Source organism: Blastococcus sp. SYSU DS0539, from assembly GCF_054050855.1.
This window is the reverse complement of sequence record NZ_JBJHAF010000008.1, coordinates 22,974-40,461: the sequence shown is the minus strand read 5'-3', so window position 1 is coordinate 40,461 and position 17,488 is coordinate 22,974. Positions and strand designations below refer to the sequence as shown.

Annotated in this window: 16 protein-coding genes and 1 tRNA gene; 10 read left to right on the top strand and 7 right to left on the bottom strand. The window is 74.5% G+C overall.

Going from position 1 to position 17,488, the window contains the following annotated elements; all coding sequences use genetic code 11:
- The first annotated feature begins 56 nt into the window (after nucleotides 1-56).
- The 3 genes from ACI790_RS11490 (at nucleotide 57) to ACI790_RS11480 (ending at nucleotide 3,675) form a co-directional block, all read left to right on the top strand.
- Nucleotides 57-1,031 (top strand): alpha/beta fold hydrolase, encoded by a 975-nt coding sequence (locus tag ACI790_RS11490; RefSeq protein WP_456569903.1) that lies wholly within the window; start codon nucleotides 57-59, stop codon nucleotides 1,029-1,031.
- Between the two features lie 155 nt (nucleotides 1,032-1,186).
- Nucleotides 1,187-2,635 carry a WS/DGAT/MGAT family O-acyltransferase gene (locus tag ACI790_RS11485; RefSeq protein ID WP_456570058.1) on the top strand — a complete coding sequence of 483 codons (1,449 nt, stop codon included), beginning with the start codon at nucleotides 1,187-1,189 and terminating at the stop codon, nucleotides 2,633-2,635.
- Entirely contained in the window at nucleotides 2,632-3,675 is a 1,044-nt protein-coding gene (locus ACI790_RS11480) for an NAD-dependent epimerase/dehydratase family protein (protein ID WP_456569902.1), read from the top strand. Before ACI790_RS11485 ends, ACI790_RS11480 begins: the two co-directional genes overlap by 4 nt.
- 43 nt (nucleotides 3,676-3,718) lie before the next feature.
- Here ACI790_RS11480 and ACI790_RS11475 read toward each other — a convergent pair whose 3' ends face one another.
- On the bottom strand, nucleotides 3,719-4,630 hold the full coding sequence (locus ACI790_RS11475; RefSeq protein ID WP_456569901.1) for an alpha/beta fold hydrolase: 912 nt from the start codon (nucleotides 4,628-4,630) through the stop codon (nucleotides 3,719-3,721).
- Nucleotides 4,631-4,848: 218 nt separating this feature from the next.
- Here ACI790_RS11475 and ACI790_RS11470 point away from each other — a divergent pair, with 218 nt between their 5' ends.
- Nucleotides 4,849-5,652 carry an esterase/lipase family protein gene (locus ACI790_RS11470; RefSeq protein WP_456569900.1) on the top strand — a complete coding sequence of 268 codons (804 nt, stop codon included), beginning with the start codon at nucleotides 4,849-4,851 and terminating at the stop codon, nucleotides 5,650-5,652.
- 216 nt (nucleotides 5,653-5,868) lie between these two features.
- Here ACI790_RS11470 and ACI790_RS11465 read toward each other — a convergent pair.
- From ACI790_RS11465 to ACI790_RS11455, 3 genes are all read right to left on the bottom strand, one after another.
- Nucleotides 5,869-5,940 (bottom strand) — tRNA-Val (locus ACI790_RS11465).
- 35 nt (nucleotides 5,941-5,975) lie between these two features.
- On the bottom strand, nucleotides 5,976-6,437 hold the full coding sequence (locus tag ACI790_RS11460; protein WP_456569899.1) for a peroxiredoxin: 462 nt from the start codon (nucleotides 6,435-6,437) through the stop codon (nucleotides 5,976-5,978).
- Between the two features lie 14 nt (nucleotides 6,438-6,451).
- Nucleotides 6,452-6,871 (bottom strand): DUF3052 domain-containing protein, encoded by a 420-nt coding sequence (locus tag ACI790_RS11455; RefSeq protein ID WP_135145054.1) that lies wholly within the window; start codon nucleotides 6,869-6,871, stop codon nucleotides 6,452-6,454.
- A gap of 413 nt (nucleotides 6,872-7,284) precedes the next feature.
- On the opposite strand from ACI790_RS11455, the gene aceE reads away from it, so the two are divergent.
- A complete protein-coding gene (aceE, locus tag ACI790_RS11450) occupies nucleotides 7,285-10,101 on the top strand; it encodes a pyruvate dehydrogenase (acetyl-transferring), homodimeric type (RefSeq protein WP_456569898.1) in 2,817 nt (938 codons plus the stop codon).
- Between the two features lie 47 nt (nucleotides 10,102-10,148).
- Here aceE and ACI790_RS11445 read toward each other — a convergent pair whose 3' ends face one another.
- The 3 genes from ACI790_RS11445 to ACI790_RS11435 are packed head-to-tail and all read right to left on the bottom strand — an operon-like array spanning nucleotide 10,149 to nucleotide 12,190.
- Nucleotides 10,149-10,361 (bottom strand): family 1 glycosylhydrolase, encoded by a 213-nt coding sequence (locus tag ACI790_RS11445; RefSeq protein WP_456570057.1) that lies wholly within the window; start codon nucleotides 10,359-10,361, stop codon nucleotides 10,149-10,151.
- A gap of 33 nt (nucleotides 10,362-10,394) precedes the next feature.
- The gene (locus ACI790_RS11440; protein WP_456569897.1) at nucleotides 10,395-11,600 is read right to left on the bottom strand and encodes a M20 metallopeptidase family protein; all 1,206 of its coding nucleotides are present in this window, start codon (nucleotides 11,598-11,600) and stop codon (nucleotides 10,395-10,397) included.
- Between the two features lie 44 nt (nucleotides 11,601-11,644).
- Complete coding sequence (locus ACI790_RS11435; protein WP_456569896.1) at nucleotides 11,645-12,190, bottom strand: pirin family protein; 546 nt, start codon at nucleotides 12,188-12,190, stop codon at nucleotides 11,645-11,647.
- An 88-nt stretch (nucleotides 12,191-12,278) separates the two neighbouring features.
- On the opposite strand from ACI790_RS11435, the gene ACI790_RS11430 reads away from it, so the two are divergent.
- From ACI790_RS11430 to ACI790_RS11410, 5 genes are all read left to right on the top strand, one after another.
- Nucleotides 12,279-13,457 carry a PucR family transcriptional regulator gene (locus ACI790_RS11430; protein ID WP_456569895.1) on the top strand — a complete coding sequence of 393 codons (1,179 nt, stop codon included), beginning with the start codon at nucleotides 12,279-12,281 and terminating at the stop codon, nucleotides 13,455-13,457.
- Between the two features lie 159 nt (nucleotides 13,458-13,616).
- A complete protein-coding gene (locus tag ACI790_RS11425; protein ID WP_456569894.1) occupies nucleotides 13,617-14,819 on the top strand; it encodes an acyltransferase domain-containing protein in 1,203 nt (400 codons plus the stop codon).
- Complete coding sequence (locus ACI790_RS11420; RefSeq protein WP_456569893.1) at nucleotides 14,816-15,784, top strand: beta-ketoacyl-ACP synthase III; 969 nt, start codon at nucleotides 14,816-14,818, stop codon at nucleotides 15,782-15,784. Before ACI790_RS11425 ends, ACI790_RS11420 begins: the two co-directional genes overlap by 4 nt.
- Nucleotides 15,785-15,902: 118 nt before the next feature.
- Nucleotides 15,903-16,148 carry an acyl carrier protein gene (locus tag ACI790_RS11415; RefSeq protein ID WP_456569892.1) on the top strand — a complete coding sequence of 82 codons (246 nt, stop codon included), beginning with the start codon at nucleotides 15,903-15,905 and terminating at the stop codon, nucleotides 16,146-16,148.
- 86 nt (nucleotides 16,149-16,234) lie between these two features.
- The gene (locus tag ACI790_RS11410) at nucleotides 16,235-17,476 is read left to right on the top strand and encodes a beta-ketoacyl-[acyl-carrier-protein] synthase family protein (protein ID WP_456569891.1); all 1,242 of its coding nucleotides are present in this window, start codon (nucleotides 16,235-16,237) and stop codon (nucleotides 17,474-17,476) included.
- Nucleotides 17,477-17,488: the final 12 nt, after the last annotated feature.

The following is a 17,488-nucleotide window of genomic DNA, read 5'->3' as shown; positions in this document are numbered from 1 at the left end:
CACCGGGGCGTCCGCCCCCGGTTGCGGGACCGGCCGCCGGGCCCTGGGATGGCCCCGTGCCCAGCGACCCGCCGCTGCTGTCCCTCCCCCCGCTCGACGGCCCTCCGCCGCCGGGCTCCCGGACGGTGACCACCGACGACGGCGTGGACCTGCACGTGGAGGTGGACGAGCCGGCCGGCGGCACCGGCGCACCGGTCACCGTCGTCCTCTCGCACGGCTTCACCGCCCGGCTGGCCGAGTGGCAGCTCCAGCGCGAGGCGCTGCGCGGCCGGGTCCGGCTGGTGCTGTGGGACCAGCGCGGGCACGGCCGGTCCGGCTGGACGCCGCTGACGAAGGCCACCATCGACCGCACCGGCCGCGACCTCGGCCAGGTGCTCGACGCCGTCGCCCCGACGGGCCCGGTGGTGCTGGCCGGTCACTCGATGGGCGGGATGAGCATCCTCGCGCTGGCCCGGCAGCGGCCGGACCTGTTCGGCACCCGCGTCGTCGGGGCGTTCCTGCTGGCCACCTCGGCGGGCGGGCTGGTCGACACCGGCCCGCTCGGGTTCCTCGTCAAGATGGGCCGCCGGCTGGGCCTGCTGCCGCTGTACCTGTGGCTGCTCCAGCGGCTGGCCCCGCTGCTGGACCGGCTGCCGTGGCGGGGGCGGTTCGTCGGCCGCCGGGCGATCCGCCGGCTGCTGTTCGGCCGGGACGACGCCGACCGGCGCTCGGTGCGACTGGTCCAGCAACTGCTGGAGGCGACCCCGCTGACGGTGACCCTGGCCTTCTACGCCACGTTCCTCGACCACGACGAGACCGCCGCGCTGGCGGTGCTACGGCGGATGCCGGTGACCGTGGTGGCCGCGACCCACGACCGGCTCACCCCTGCGGCGCACGGCCGGCGGATCGCCGAGGAGATCGGCCCCGGCGCCGAGCTGGTCGTCGTCCCGGGTGCCGGGCACAGCGTCAACCTCACCCGCACGGCGGTGGTCGACCGCGCGTTCGCCGACCTGCTCGACCGCGTCGAGGCCGACCTGCGACAGGCCGGTTGACCGGGCGCATACCGGGCACCCCAGGATGTGGCCGCCACCACAAGATCAGGTTGCGTCTACCGGGGGACACACATAACTTCGGCGGCCATCCGGGACGTGCGATGGCCCGGTCCTAGCAGCGGGGCCGGGCGGCGAGGAGTCAAGACGTGGACCGCATGAGCGCCCTCGACAGCGGGTTCTACTTCGCGGAGAGCGAGAACACCCCGATGCACGTGGGCTCGGTGGCCGTGTTCGACGGCCCGGCGCCCAGCTACGGCGACGTGGTGCGCCTGCTGCTCAGCAAGCTCCCGCTCGTGCCGCGCTACCGCCAGCGGGTCCGGGAGGTGCCGCTGCAGCTGGGCCGGCCGATGTGGGTCGACGACCCGCACTTCCAGATCCTGTACCACGTGCGGCACACCGCGGTGCCCGCCCCGGGCAACGACGAGCAGCTGCGCAACCTGGCCGGCCGGGTGCTGGGGCACCGGCTGGACATGGCCAAGCCGCTGTGGGAGCTGTGGCTCGTGGAAGGCCTCGCCGACGGCCGCTGGGCGCTCATCTCGAAGGTCCACCACTGCATGGTCGACGGCGTCGCCGGCACCGACCTCATGCAGCTGATGTTCGACCTCGACCCCGACGCCACGCACGACGACCCGCGGGACTGGACGCCGCGCCGCGACCCCTCGTCCCTGGCGCTCGTGGCGGGCGCCGTCACCGAGGCGGCGACCCAGCCGCTGCGCACGCTCACCAGCCTGCCGAGCGTGGGCAACGCCGTCCGCAGCGCGCGCAGCCTGACCGAGGCCGGGCGCACCCTCGCCACCACCGTGCCCTCACTGGCCAAGCAGGCGGCGACCCCCACCGCGCGCTCGCTCAACGGGCACATCGGGCCGCACCGGCGCTGGGCCTGGACGGCGGGCAGGTTCGAGGAGTTCAAGGCCGTCCGGACCGCGCTGGGCGGCACGGTGAACGACGTCGTGCTGACCGCCATCACCCGGGGCTTCCGCGACCTGCTCCAGGGCCGTGGCGAGCTGTCCTCGGACAAGCTGGTGGTCCGCTCGATGGTGCCGGTGTCGGTGCGCTCGGAGAAGCAGCGCGGATCGCTGGACAACCAGGTGTCGGCCGTCTTCGTCGACCTGCCCGTCGGCGACCCCGACCCGGCCTCCCGGCTGGAGACCATCCGCGGCCAGATGGACGAGTACAAGCGGGCCATGCAGGCCGTCGACGTCCCGTCGATCATCTCGATGGGCGACTTCGTGGCCCCGAGCCTGCTCTCGCTGGGCGTGCGGGCCGCCATGCAGGCCGGCCAGATGTGGTGCCAGGCGGTGACCACCAACGTGCCGGGGCCGCGGGTGCCGCTCTACGTGCTCGGCAAGCGGATGTGCTCCGCGCACGCCTACGTGCCGATCGCCGGTGGCACGCGGTGCTCCATCGGGATCTTCAGCTACCTCAACACCATGACCTTCGGCATCAACGCCGACTTCGACGCCTTCCCCGACGTCGACGTCCTCTCCGGCGGCATCCGGCGGGGCATCGAGGAGCTGCTCGAGTACGCGCGGGCCGACGAGGCCACCCCGGAGGTCGCGCAGCCCACCGGCACGAAGCCCACCGCCCGGGCCGGCGCCCGGTGAGCCCTGCGAAGAAGCGCAGCTCCGGCACCCGGGCACCGGGCGGGGAACGCGGGCTCACCGTCGCGGTCACCGGCCCCACCGGCACCTTCGGCGCCGGGCTGGTGCCCCTGCTGCAGGCCGACGACCGCGTCGACCGGGTCATCGGCATCGCGCGCCGGCCGTTCGACCCGGCCGAGCGGGGCTGGACGAAGATGGAGTACCGGCAGGGCGACGTCCGCGATCCGGATGCGCTGCGGGAGGCCTTCCGCGCCGCCGACGTGGTCGTGCACCTGGCCTTCCTGATCACCGGGAACGCCTCCCGGGAGACGACCCGCGCCATCAACGTCGACGGCACGCTGAACGTCTTCCGCGCGGCCGCCGCCGTCGGCGCCCGGCGGTTCGTCTACTCCTCCTCGGTCGCCGCCTACGGCTTCCACCGCGACAACCCCGACCGGATCACGGAGGAGTGGCCGGTGCGCCCGGCGTCGCGGCTGTTCTACGCGCAGGAGAAGGCCGAGCTCGAGCACCTGCTGCAGGGCGAGGCCGCGACGGCGCCCGACCTGGCGCTGTACCTGCTCCGCCCGCCGGTGGTGCTCGGCCCGCAGGCCATCGGCGCCAAGGACGTGCTGCCCGGCCCGCTCGCCCCGCTCGGGCGACGGCTGTTCGGCCGGCCCCGGCGGCTGCTGTTCCCCGTGCCGCTGCTGGTGCCCGAGCACCCGGTGCAGTTCATCCACCAGGACGACGTCGGGCAGGCGCTGCTGCTGTGCGTCCTGGGCGCCGGCCCGCCCGGCGCCTACAACATCGCCGGCGACGGCGTGCTGACCGCGGCCGACGTCGCCCGGGAGTTCGGCGCGATCCCGATCCCGCTGCCCGCCGCCCCGGCGCAGGCGGCCGCGCGGGCGGTGGCCCGGCTGCCGTTCCTGCCGCCGGTGGCCGAGTGGATCGAGGCGGCCGGCCGGCCGGCGATCATGGACACCACCCGGGCGCGCGAGGACCTGGGGTGGCGGCCCCGCTACACCGGCCTGGAGGCGCTGCGGGACACCCTCCGCACCGGCTCCTGACCGCCGCGGGCCGCGGGGTCGTCGGTCCCCGCGGCCGCGCGGGTCAGGCCGGTGAGCTGGTGAGCGCGGTGTCGCGCATCCAGTCCAGCATCTCGGTGACCAACCGCGCCGGCTCCTGCAGCTGCGGGACGTGACCGACGTCGGACCACTCCGCGTAGCGCCAGGTGGGGTGGTGCTCGGCGATGTCGCGGGCGGCCTGCACCGGGACCAGCCGGTCGCGGTCGCCGTGCACCAGCAGCACGGGGACGTCGATGGAGGCCATCGCGGCGCGGTACCGGCGGGGGTCGGCCAGCACCCGCAACACCGAGCGGGCGGCGGCGAGGAAAGCCCGGTCCATCCCCTGGACGTCCCGGCGCTCCTCGATCAGCGTGACCGACCGGTCGATGACGTCGCCGGGCACCCGCTCCGGGTCGACGCCCACCAGTTCCAGCATGTCGTGCACGCGGACCAGCGCCGACGTGCGCTGCCGCCGCCACCACAGGAAGCGCTCCCCGACGAACGGGATCGCGTAGAGCGCGAACGTCACCGCCACCAGCGGGTCCATCGCGCGCCGCGGGCCGGGCACGGCCGGGTCCAGCAGCACCAGGCCGCGCACCGCCGCCGGGTGCTCACCCGTCTCGAGGATCGAGATCATGCCGCCCATCGAGTTCCCCACCAGGACGGCGGGCTCGCCGACGACCTCGGTGAGGAAGCGGTGCAGCACCGCGACGTTGGCCGGCACGCTGGCCGTGCGGCCACCGGGCTCGCTGCGGCCGAAGCCGGGCAGGTCGAGGGCCAGCACGCGCGCGTGCTCCGCCAGCCCCGGGGCGACCAGATCCCAGTTCAGGTGCGACCCGCCCAGGCCGTGCACGAGCACGACCACCGGCCCGTCGTCCGGGCCGCCGAAGTCCAGGTAGTGCACCGGGCCGTCCAGGTCCACGGTGCGGCTGCGGCCCGGTGTCTCGTCCTCGCTCATCGCTGCTCCTCTGCCCCGTCGAGTCGTCCGTACCGTGGCACGTACCGGCAGCGGGCGCAGCGGCGCCCCCCGTCCACGGGTGCGTGGAACACGAAGGTCCGCTATGACACAGGACACAATTCGGCAACATGCGCCCGCGCGTATGTGACCGGCAGGTGTGAGCCAGACCGCATCTTGGTAAAGCCCTTCCACCGATGGACGGCAGCCTGGAGGACGACGTGGCACGACAGCAGGGTGACGGTCCGGCACTCCCGCTCTACCTCAGCGAGCCCGGCCGGGCGGTCGCGGACTTCGGCCTCTACCTGGCCGCCCGCCCGCTCGCGCCGCGGCTGCCCAAAGGCGACGGGCACCCGGTGCTGGTCCTCCCCGGGCTGCTCGCCGACGACTCCTCCACCCGGGTGCTGCGCGCGACGCTCCGCCGGCTGGGCTACCGGGTGCACGGCTGGGGGCTCGGCCGCAACATCGGGCCGACCGCCACCTGCGTCAACGGCCTGCGCGACAAGCTCGACTACCTGCACGGCCGCTACCGGCGCGAGGTGACGGTCATCGGCTGGAGCCTGGGCGGCATCTTCGCCCGCGACCTCGCCCGGCAGAGCCCCGACCAGGTGCGCCAGGTGATCACCCTCGGCAGCCCGTTCCGCATCGAGCGGCACACCCAGACCCGGGCCACCAAGGCGTTCGACCGCTACGCGCACCTGCACGTGGAGCAGCGCCAGTTCCCGCTGGAGTCCGAGGGCTGCCCGCTGCCGGTGCCCGCGACGTCGATCTACTCGCACTACGACGGCATCGTGCACTGGCAGACCTGCCTGAACCTGCCCGGCGAGCGCTGCGAGAACATCGCGGTCACCGCCAGCCACCTCGGCATCGGCCACCACCCGGCCGCCCTCTGGGCGGTCGCCGACCGGCTGGCCCAGCCGGAGGGCGAGTGGGCGCCGTTCAAGGCACCGGCGTTCCTGCGCCCGGCCTTCCCGAAGCCCGCCGAGCCCCGCACCGCTGCCACCGCGGACGTCGCCGCCGCCTGACGCCGTCGCCCGCCTGACGCCGGGTCGCTTGACGCCGGGCCGCCGGCTCGCTGTCGCCTCGATCCACCGGGACGACGACAAGCCGGCGCTCGGCGTGCCCGCACCCGGTGGGCAGGCGGTGCCGCCCGGTTGCGCCGGGATGCGCATCATGGCGGTCGTGACGGCGCGGATGACCGCCGTCGTGCGCAGCAGCGTGCACACCGCGACGGGTGCAGGTGGGCGCGACAGGGTTCGAACCTGCGACCGCTCGCTTGTAAGGCGAGAGCTCTACCGCTGAGCTACGCGCCCCGCGCGTCCAGGGTATGGCCCCGGACGCCCGCGCTTCAGGAAGCCAGCGCGGCGACGGCGTCCTTCCAGCCGGACTGCTGACGGGCGTCGCCCGGCTGGTTGACCTCGGTGAAGGCGATGACGCCCTCGGCGTCGACCAGGAAGGTGCCGCGCACGGCCATGCCGGCCTTCTCGTTGAACACGCCGTAGGCCTGGGCGACCGTGCCGTGCGGCCAGAAGTCCGAGAGCAGCGGGAACTCGAGGTTCTCCTGCGCCTTGAACGCCTTGAGGCTGAAGACCGGGTCGGTGCTGATCGCCAGCACCTTCACCCCGGCGTCGGTGTAGGCGGCCAGCTCGTCGCGCAGCTGGCAGAGCTCACCGGTGCAGATGCCGGAGAAGGCGAAGGGGTAGAAGACCAGCAGCACGGGCGTGCCGCGCAGGTCCGCGAGGGAGACGACCTGCTTGTCCTGGTCGGGAAGGCTGAACTCGGGCGCGCGGTCACCGACGGAGAGGCTCATGCCCCGATGGTGCCTCAGCGGCGGCTGCGCGCTGCCTTGGGGGTGACCAGGCGGATGCCCGACCAGTCCTTGGCCGCGGAGATGCTGCTGGTCTGGGAGAGCCCGGCCGTCGGGGCCACCTCGGTGACGTCGCCCGGCTCGACGTGCCCGGGCCGGCCCGACTTCGGCACCAGCAGCCACACGACGCCCTCGTCGGCCAGCGAGGTGAGCGCGTCGGTGAGGGCGTCGAACAGGTCGCCGTCGTCCTCCCGCCACCACAGGACGACGACGTCGGCCACCTCGTCGGTGTCCTCGTCCACCATCTCGCTGCCCGAGGCCTCGATGATGGAGTCGCGCAGGTCCTCGTCGGCGTCCTCGCTCCAGCCGAGCTCCTGCACGACCATGCCCGGCTTGATGCCCAGCCGGGCCGCCATGCCGGCGCTGTCGACGCTCATCCCTGCTGATCCTCCATGTGTTGACCTTCTGCTGACCTGGGGTGGGGTGGATGCTGCCCTGTCGGGCCGGTGAGCGCGCGGGGAGGCGTCACAGGAGGACCGAGCGGGCGGCGGCTGCCGGGCGGGCGGAGGACGGGCACGAGGCGGCGATCGACACGACCAGCGGGAGAACCACCCGCAGCCTGGTCATGTCACCCCTCTCGCTGTCGCCGACACGCCCTCCGGCGGTCGCCCCCCGGAGCGGCGCCGTCCGTACGAGGCACCGCAGGCGGAAGCGTAGGGCATGACGGGCACGACGCAAGCCTGCGAGCGCCGACGCGGGGGCGCCGTCCCGGTGGACATGCGGACACGACTTGGCCCGGACATCGGACGGGGACGTGACGAGGGCTACGTCGGCGGTGGACGATGGGGGCATGAGCGCATCGCAGCAGCCGGACGGCGACCCCGCCCGGGTAGGACAGGCCCCCGCGGTCATCACCGACGGGCTCCCCAGCCAGCTGGTCGACACCGACCCCGACGAGACCCAGGAGTGGCTGGAGTCCCTCGACGCCGTCGTCGACCACGCCGGCCGCGGCCGGGCCCGCTACCTCATGCTCCGCATGCTGCAGCGCAGCCGCGAGCAGCAGGTCGGCGTGCCCGCCCTGCGCAGCACCGACTACATCAACACGATCCCGCCGGAGCGCGAGCCGTGGTTCCCCGGCGACGAGCACGCCGAGCGCCGGATCCGCGCCTACATCCGGTGGAACGCCGCGATCATGGTGCACCGCGCCCAGCGGCCCGGGATCGGCGTCGGCGGGCACATCTCCTCCTACGCCTCCTCGGCCTCCCTCTACGAGGTCGGCTTCAACCACTTCTTCCGCGGCAAGGACCACCCCGGGGGCGGCGACCAGCTCTACTTCCAGGGCCACGCCTCCCCGGGCATCTACGCCCGCGCCTTCCTCGAGGGCCGGCTGACCGAGGACCAGCTCGACGGCTTCCGCCAGGAGGTCAGCCACCCGGGCGGCGGGCTGTCGTCCTACCCGCACCCGCGGCTGATGCCGGACTTCTGGGAATTCCCCACCGTCTCCATGGGCCTCGGCCCGCTGAACGCGATCTACCAGGCGCGGTTCAACCGCTACCTGCACGCCCGCGGCGTCAAGGACACCTCCGACCAGCACGTGTGGGCGTTCCTCGGCGACGGCGAGATGGACGAACCCGAGTCGCTGGGCGTGATCGGGCTGGCGGCCCGCGAGGAGCTGGACAACCTCACCTTCGTCGTCAACTGCAACCTGCAGCGGCTGGACGGCCCGGTCCGCGGCAACGGCAAGGTGATCCAGGAGCTGGAGTCGTTCTTCCGCGGCGCCGGCTGGAACGTCATCAAGGTGATCTGGGGCCGCGGCTGGGACAAGCTGCTGGCCGCCGACCGCGACGGCGCGCTGGTCAACCTGATGAACACCACGCCCGACGGCGACTACCAGACCTACAAGTCCGAGGACGGCGCCTTCGTCCGCGAGCACTTCTTCGGCCGCGACCCGCGCACCCGCAAGCTGGTCGAGGGGATGAGCGACAAGGAGGTCTGGGACCTCGCCCGCGGTGGCCACGACTACCGCAAGGTCTACGCCGCCTACAAGGCCGCGATGGAGCACAAGGGCCAGCCGACGGTCATCCTCGCCAAGACCATCAAGGGCTGGACCCTGGGCAGCCACTTCGAGGGCCGCAACTCCACGCACCAGATGAAGAAGCTGACCGCCGAGGACCTCGCCGGTTTCCGCGACCGGCTCTACCTGGACATCCCCGACGAGGCGCTGGACAAGACCCTGCCGCCCTACTACAAGCCCGACCCGGACTCCGACGAGATGCAGTACATGCACGAGCGGCGCCGGGCGCTCGGCGGCGCGGTGCCGCGCCGGCGGTCGGAGTTCAAGACCCTCAAGGCGCCCGACGACAAGGCCCTCGACGTCCTGCGCCGCGGCTCGGGCAAGCAGGAGGTGGCGACGACGATGGCGTTCGTCCGCCTGCTCAAGGAGCTGCTCAAGGACTCCGAGCTCGGCCCCCGCTTCGTGCCCATCATCCCGGACGAGGCCCGCACGTTCGGGATGGACAGCCTCTTCCCGACGCAGAAGATCTACAACCCGGCGGGTCAGCGCTACACCTCGGTCGACCGCGAGCTGATGCTCACCTACAAGGAGTCCGAGCAGGGCGTGATCCTGCACGAGGGGATCAACGAGGCCGGGTCGGTGGCCTCGTTCACCGCCGTCGGCACCTCGTACGCCACGCACGGCGAGCCGATGATCCCCATCTACATCTTCTACTCGATGTTCGGCTTCCAGCGGACCGGCGACTCGATCTGGGCCGCCGGTGACCAGATGGCACGCGGCTTCCTGCTGGGTGCCACGGCCGGGCGGACGACGCTGAACGGCGAGGGGCTGCAGCACGAGGACGGGCACTCGCTGCTCCTGGCGCACACCAACCCGGCGGTGGTGTCCTACGACCCGGCGTTCTCCTACGAGGTCGCGCACATCACCCGGGACGCCCTGGTGCGCATGTACGGCGAGGACCCGGGCGCCCCGCTGGGTGGCTCCCGCTCCCCCGACGTCATGTACTACCTGACGGTCTACAACGAGCCGTTCACCCAGCCGGCCGAGCCCGAGGGCCTGGACGTGCAGGGGGTGCTGGCCGGCATGTACCGCTACGCCGAGGGCCCCCGGGCCGACGACGGCGAGCCCGGCGAGGTCAAGGCACAGCTGCTGGCCTCCGGCGTCGCGGTGCCGTGGGCGTTGCGCGCGCAGGAGCTGCTGGCCCAGGACTGGGGCGTCTCGGCCGACGTGTGGTCGGTGACGTCCTGGACCGAGCTGCGCCGCCAGGCCGACGCGTGCGATGAGTGGAACCTCCTGCACCCGGAGGAGGAGCCGCGCACGCCCTACGTCACCGCGCGGCTGCAGGAGACCACGGGCCCGGTCGTGGCGGTCTCGGACTGGATGCGCGCCGTCCCGGACCTGATCGCGCCGTACGTGCCCGGCGGCATGTCCACGCTCGGCACGGACGGGTTCGGCCTCTCCGACACCCGCCCGGCGCTGCGCCGGCACTTCCACGTCGACGCCGAGTCGATCGTGGTGCGCACGCTGGCGTCGCTGGCCGACGAGGGCCAGGTGGACCGCGCGAAGGTCCGGGAGGCCGTGGAGAAGTACCAGGTGCGCGACGTGCAGGCGGCACCCGCCGAGGACCGGTCGGACCCGAGCCCGGCGACCTGAGACACGGCGGCCGGCGGCGCAGACCCCCCTGCGCCGCCGGCCGCCGCTCAGCCCTCCGGAGCCTGCCGGTGGCGCCGGAGGAGCCCGACGTAGGCGCGCCCGCTGTCCTCCACGGTGCGCCGCTGCGTCTCGTGGTCCACGTGCACGCTCCCGAAGCGCTGGGCGTAGCCGCGGGCCCACTCGTAGTTGTCCAGCAGCGACCAGGCGAAGTAGCCGCGGACGTCGGCGCCGTCGTCCATGGCCGCCCGCACCGCGGCCAGGTGCCGGAGCCCCCGCGTCGGCCTGGGAACTCCTCAGCCGGTGAGCGCCTGCAGCGCCATCTGCGCGTAGAGGGCCACCCCGGCCGGCAGCGGCTCCTCGTCGAACACCACCAGGTTGGAGTGGTTGGGCGGGGCCGTGGCGGCGTCCACGCCCGGCGGGCGGGCGCCGAGCCAGGCCATGACGCCGGGCACCCGCTGGAGCACGTAGGAGAAGTCCTCGGCGCCCATGAGCGGCGCGGGCATGAGCACGCTGGCCTGCCGGCCCAGCAGCTCGGCGGCGGTCTCCAGCACCTGGGCGGCCACGTCCGGGTCGTTCATCGTGACCGGATAGCCCTCGATGTGCTCCCAGTGCAGCTCCAGCTCGTGCGCGGCGGCGACGTGGGTGGCCACCCGCTCCACCGAGGCGACGACGTCGGCGCGCCGCTGCGGCGACAGCGTCCGGATCGTGCCCTCCAGGTAGGCGGTGTCGGGGATGACGTTGTTGGTCGAGCCCGCCTCGATGTGCGCCACCGTCACCACGGCGGGGTCGAAGACGTCGACCCGCCGGGTGACCATCGCCTGCAGCGCGAGCACGATCTCCGCCGCCACCGGGATCGGGTCGGCGGCCGCGTGCGGCTCGGAGGCGTGCCCGCCGCGGCCGCGCAGGGTCATCCGCCACTGGTCGGCGGCGGCCATCATCGGCCCGGGCCGGACGTTGACGCTGCCGCTGGGCAGCGTCGAGGAGATGTGCAGGGCGAACGCCCCGCTCACCGGCGCCTCCGGGACGACCTCGAGCAGCCCCTCGTCCAGCATGTAGCGGGCGCCGTGGAAGCCCTCCTCCCCCGGTTGCACCATGAAGACCACCTGCCCGGCCAGCTGGTCCTGCCGGGCCGCGAGCAGCCGGGCGGCGCCGACCAGCATCGCGACGTGGGTGTCGTGCCCGCAGGCGTGCATCGCCCCCGGCACCTGGGAGGCGAACGGCAGGCCGCTGTCCTCGTGCACCGGCAGCGCGTCCATGTCGCCGCGCAGCAGGTAGGTCGGCCCCGGGCGGGCGCCGCGCAGCACCGCGACGACCGAGCTGGTCGTCGTGCCGGTGGTGACCTCCAGCGGCAGCTCGGCGAACGCCTCCAGCACCGCGGCCTGGGTGCGCGGCAGGTGCAGCCCGATCTCCGGGTGGCGGTGCAGCTGCCGGCGCAGGTCGATGGTGCGGTCGGCGTCGGAGTACGCGGCGGCGAGCAGGTCGGAGGGGCGGGTCGGCATGCCTCCACTCTCGCCCACCCGGTGGGCACCGCGCCCGTCGCGGGTCAGCCGGCCCAGCTGGGGCGCCCCGCGTCCACCTGCCACACCACGACGGTCGCGGCCTCGTCGGTGCGCACCGGACCGCCCTCGTGCCGGCGCGCGCCTGCGGCCCCGGCCACCAAAACCACGCCCGCCGGCGGGGCCAGCTCCTCCCCCGGCTCCGCGCGGCCCAGCCACAGCCGGGCGTCGGCGCGGCCGAGGTCGAGCCATCCGCCGGCCGCCCGGTGCACCTCGTGCGTCGCGGGGACGTCCGGCGTCGCGCTGCGGAGGTAGCACTGCAGCACCCGCGCACCCCGGTTCCCGGCCACCTCGTCGTGGGCCAGCCCCGCGCCGGCGCGCAGCACCGCCACGTCGCCGGCGGCCAGCGCGGCGCCGGCCTCCCAGCGGTGGGTCAGCGCCCCGGCCAGGACGACGGCGACGACGTCGACCGCCCGGTGCTCGTGCCGGCCGTAGCCGGCGCCCGGGGCCAGCCGGTCGTCGGCGACCCGCAGCAGCGGGCCCAAGGACCCGTCGTCGGGGGCGAGCACCACCCGGGAATCCGGCCCGGTCATCGGGGCAGGCGGGCGGAGGGGCAACCGACCGGGTGGACGTTCACGGCTCCACTCTCCCCGACCTCGGCCGACGTGACACGCTGACCGGGTGAGCCGGGTGACCAACCGCCCGCCGAGCGACGCGACGCTGCGGCGGCTGGAGCGTGCGTCCGGGTCGTTGGCCACCCAGGCCGTGGCCCGGATGGACGACGACCTGCCCTGGTTCCGGGCCATGCCGGCCGACCAGCGCTCCTGGGTCACCCTGGTCGCCCAGGCCGGCATCGCCTCCCTGGTCGAGTGGTGCCGCAACCCCGGCCGCCCCCCGCGGCTCACCGGCGAGGTGTTCGGCGCCGCACCGCGGGAGCTGGTGCGGGCCGTGGCCCTCAAGCAGACCGTGGACCTGATCAAGGTCACCGTCGAGGTGGTGGAGGAGCGCGTCGCCGCCGTGGCCGCGCCGGGCGACGAGGACACCCTGCGCCTGGCGGTCCTGCAGTACAGCCGCGAGGTCGCCTTCGCCACCGCCCACGTCTACGCCAGCTTCGCGGAGAACCGTGGGGCCTGGGACGCGCGGCTGGAGGCGCTCGTCGTCGACGCCCTGGTGCGCGGCGAGCGGTCCGAGGAGCTGTCCGGCCGCGCCGCGGCGCTGGGCTGGGCCGCCGGCACCCCGGCCGTCGTGGTCGTCGGCGGCGCCCCGACGGGCGTGGACGACCCGCACGGCGCCGTCCGCCGGGCCGCCCGGGGCCTGCGCTGCGACGTGCTGGTCGGCGTGCACGCCGACCAGCTGGTGGTCGTGCTGGGCGGCGCCGAGGACCTCGAGGGTGCGGCGGACCGGCTCAGCGACGAGTTCGGCGACGGGCCGGTGGTGACCGGCCCGGTGGTCGACGGCCTCGGGCGGGCGGCCGTCTCCGCGGCGGCGGCGCTCGCCGGGCTGCGGGCGGCGCGCGCCTGGCCGGAGGCGCCGCGCCCGGTGCCGGCCGACGCCCTCCTGGCCGAGCGGGCGCTCGACGGCGACCCGCTGGCCCGGGCCGCGCTGCAGGAGCAGGTCGCCGCCCCCCTGCGCGCCGCGGGCGGTGGCGTGCTCGAGACCGTCCGTGCGGTGCTCAGCAGCGGCGGCAACCTGGAGGCCAGCGCCCGGGCGATCTTCGTCCACCCCAACACCGTCCGGTACCGGCTCAAGCGGGCCGCGGAGCTCACCGGCATGTCCGCCACCGACCCGAGGGGCAGCTGGACGCTGCAGGTCGCCCTCGCCCTCGCCGAGCTGGACCGCGACCGGTCGCTCTGGCACTGAGCCGGGCCCGGCGGTCACCAGGCGTCCGGTTTCCACCACGAACCGGCCCCGGAACGCCTCTGGATCATGTAGGTGTTGGAGGTTTCCCACAAAGATCACCGGTGTGCTTTCGTTTGCCCGCGCCGCGCGCGCACCGATGATCACTGGCACGGTGGTGAGGTGCTCGCCGTCCTCGCCCCGGGTCAGGGTGCGCAGAAGCCCGGGATGCTGACCGACTGGCTCGACCTGCCCGGCGCGGAGCCCTTCTTCCGCTGGGCCGGTGCGATCGCCGGTGCCGACCTCCTCACGCTCGGCACGACCGGTGACGCGGAGGCCATCAAGGACACCGCCGTCACCCAGCCGCTCGTCGTCGCGATGAGCCTCTTCGTCGCCCGCGAGCTCGGCGGGCTGCCGGGGCCGGTCACCCACACCCCGCACACCGGCCGCGACGTCGTCATCACCGGGCACAGCGTCGGCGAGCTCACCGCCGCGGCGCTCGCCGGCGTCCTCTCCGTCGAGGCGGCGATCGCGCTCACCGCCGTCCGCGGCCGCGCCATGGCCGCCGCTTGCGCACAGACGCCCACCGGGATGTCCGCGGTGCTGGGCGGTGACCCCGACGAGGTGCTGGCCACCCTCGAGGCGCACGGCCTCAGCCCCGCCAACATGAACGGCGCCGGCCAGATCGTCGCCGCCGGGCCGCTCGACGGGCTGGCCGCACTCAAGGCCGAGCCGCCGGCCAAGGCCCGCGTGATGCCGCTGCCGGTGGCCGGCGCCTTCCACACCGCGTACATGGCGCCGGCCCGGGAGGAGCTCGAGGGCCTGGTGGGCGGGCTGCGGCCGGTCGACCCCAGCCGGCTGCTGCTGTCCAACGCCGACGGCGCCGCCGTCGACTCCGGCGCCGAGGCGCTCACCCGGCTGGTCAGCCAGGTCACCAGCCCGGTGCGCTTCGACTCCTGCCTGGCGACGATGCGCCAGCTCGGGGTCACCGCCGTCATCGAGCTGCCGCCGGCCGGTGCGCTGGCCGGGCTCGCCAAGCGCGAGTGGAAGGGCGCGGGCATCGAGGTGCTGGCCGTGAGCACCCCGGCCGACCTCGACCGCGCCCGTGCGCTCATCGCCGCCGAGCGCGGCCGCGCGGAGGCCGAGCACCTGCCCGACTGGCGCATGGTCGTGGCTCCCGCCCGGGGCACGGTCATCCCCGCGGAGGTCGCCGAGGGCACGCACCTGCCGGCCGGCACGCCGCTGGGCTGCATCCGCGGCCGGCGCGAGGAGGTCAACGTGTCCGCCGCCTACGACGGCGTGCTGGCCGAGTGGCTCGTGCACGAGGGCGACCTCGTCGACGCCGGCGACCCGATCGCCCGGCTCTACCCGGAGGTGTCCGCGTGACCCGGCTCCAGCTACCGTCCGGCGCCCCCGGCGCCCGCATCCTCGGGCTCGGCAGCTACCGCCCCCGCCGGCGGGTGACCAACGACGACCTCGCCCAGCGGATGGACACCAACGACGAGTGGGTCCAGAGCCGGGTCGGCATCGCCGAGCGCCGCTGGGCCGAGCCCGACGAGACCCTCGTCGAGATGTCGGTCGCGGCCGGCGGCAAGGCGCTCGCGGCCAGCGGCCTCGACGCCGGTGACATCGACCTGGTGCTGCTCGCGACCACCAGCCCGCCGAAGGCCATCCCCGGGCTCGCGCCGCGGATCGCCCACCAGCTCGGGGTGCCCCGCCCAGGCGCCTTCGACGTCAACGCCGGCTGCGCCGGCTGGTGCTACGCGCTCAGCGCCGCCGCCGACGCGATCCGCAGCGGGACCGCGCGCAACGCCCTCGTCATCGGCGGGGAGCGGCTCACCGACTACACGAACCTCGAGGACCGGGCGACGGCGGTGATCTTCGCCGACGGCGCGGGGGCCGCGGTCGTCAGCGCCTCCGACGAGCCGGCCATCGGGCCCGCGGTGTGGGGCAGCGACGGCGACCTGCACGAGGCCATCGCCATCCCCCCGGGCGAGGAGGGCATGAGCATGGCCGGCCAGGCCGTGTACCGGTGGGCGACGACCAAGCTCACCGACACCCTCGTCGAGGCCATGCACCGGGCCGGCGTCGGGCCCGACGACATCGACGTGTTCGCGCCGCACCAGGCGAACCTGCGGATCATCGAGCTGATGGCCAAGCGGCTGAAGCTGCCGGAGCGGACCGTCATCGCCCGCGACATCGTGCGCTCGGGCAACACGTCGTCGGCGTCGGTGCCCCTGGCGCTGTCCGCCCTGATGGAGAGCGGCGAGGCGAAGAGCGGCGACGTCGCCCTGCTGCTCGGGTACGGAGCCGGCCTGACGTTCGCCGGCCAGGTCGTCGTCCTGCCGTGACCGCCACCACCTCCGTGGGCGACCTTTCCCCGAACAGCCCCACCACGAATTGCCGGGACAGCGAGTCCCGGACGTCGGCGGGCACCGCCCGCCCCATCCGAGAGAGAGGACCCGCCGCGTGAGCAGCACCCAGGAGATCCAGACCGGTCTGGCCGAGATCCTGGAGGAGGTCGCCGGGGTGTCGCCCGCCGACGCCACCCCGGAGAAGTCCTTCACCGAGGACCTCGACGTCGACTCGCTGTCGATGGTCGAGATCGCCACCGCCGTCGAGGACAAGTTCGGCGTCGCCATCCCCGACGACCAGCTCGCCAACATCAAGACCGTCGGCGACGCGATCAGCTTCATCGAGAAGAACCAGGGCTGACCCCCGCGGGTCCCGCCGGCCGACCGCCGGCGGGACCCGGTCCCCCGATCCGGCCCACCCGGCCGTCGTCCGCACGAGGAGATCCCATGACCCCGTCCACCACCGACGTCGTCGTCACCGGCCTGGGTGCCACCACGCCGCTCGGCGGCGACGTGGCCAGCACCTGGGACGCCCTGCTCGCCGGGCGCTCGGGCGTCAGCCGGATCACCGACGAGTGGGTGCAGGAGTACCCCGCCCAGCTCGTCGCCCGCCTGGCGGCCGACCCCACCGAGCAGATCGACCGGGTCCGCGCCCGCCGGCTCGACCGCAGCCAGCAGGTAGCGGTCGTCGCCGCCGAGCAGGCCTGGGCCGAGTCCGGCGCCGCCGACGCCGGCGTCGCCCCCGAACGGATCGCGGTCGTGTTCGGCACCGGCATCGGTGGCGCGCTGACGCTGCTCGGGCAGGACGACGTGCTGGAGGCGAAGGGCCCCAAGCGGGTCTCGCCGTTCACCATCCCGATGCTCATGCCCAACGGCCCCGCCGCCGCCGTCGGCCTGGCCATCGGCGCCAAGGGCGGCGTGCACGCGCCGGTCAGCGCCTGCGCCTCCGGCGCCGAGGCGATCCGCTGGGGCCTGGACCTGCTGCGCTTCGACCGGGCCGACATCGTGCTGGTCGGCGGCGCGGAGGCCTGCGTCCACCCGCTGCCGATGGCCGGCTTCGCCGCCATGCGGGCCATGTCCACCCGCAACGACGAGCCCGAGCGCGCGTCCCGCCCGTTCGACAAGGCCCGGGACGGCTTCGTGCTCGGTGAGGGCGCGGCCGCACTGGTGCTCGAGCGGGCCGACTCCGCCGCCGCCCGCGGGGCCCGCGTCCACGCGAAGGTGGCCGGCGCCGGCGCCACCGCCGACGGATACGACCTCGTCGCCCCGCACCCGGAGGGCGAGGGCGCCGGCCGGGCGATCGCCGCCGCCCTGCGCGACGCCGGCCTCTCCCCCGGCGACATCGGGCACGTCAACGCGCACGCCACCTCCACCCCGGTCGGCGACACCGCCGAGGCGGCCGCGATCCGCTCGTCGCTGGGCGAGCACGTGCTGGTGAGCGCCACCAAGAGCCAGACCGGCCACCTGCTCGGCGCCGCCGGGGCGCTGGAGTCGGTGTTCACCATCCTCGCGCTGCGCGAGCAGATCGTCCCCGCGACGGCGAACCTCGACGACCCCGACGACGACGCCGCCGTCCAGGCCCTCGACATCGTCCGGCACGAACCACGCCGGGCCACGCTCACCGCCGCGGTCAACGACTCCTTCGGCTTCGGCGGGCACAACATCGCGCTGGTCTTCACCACCGCCTGAGCACCCACCCCG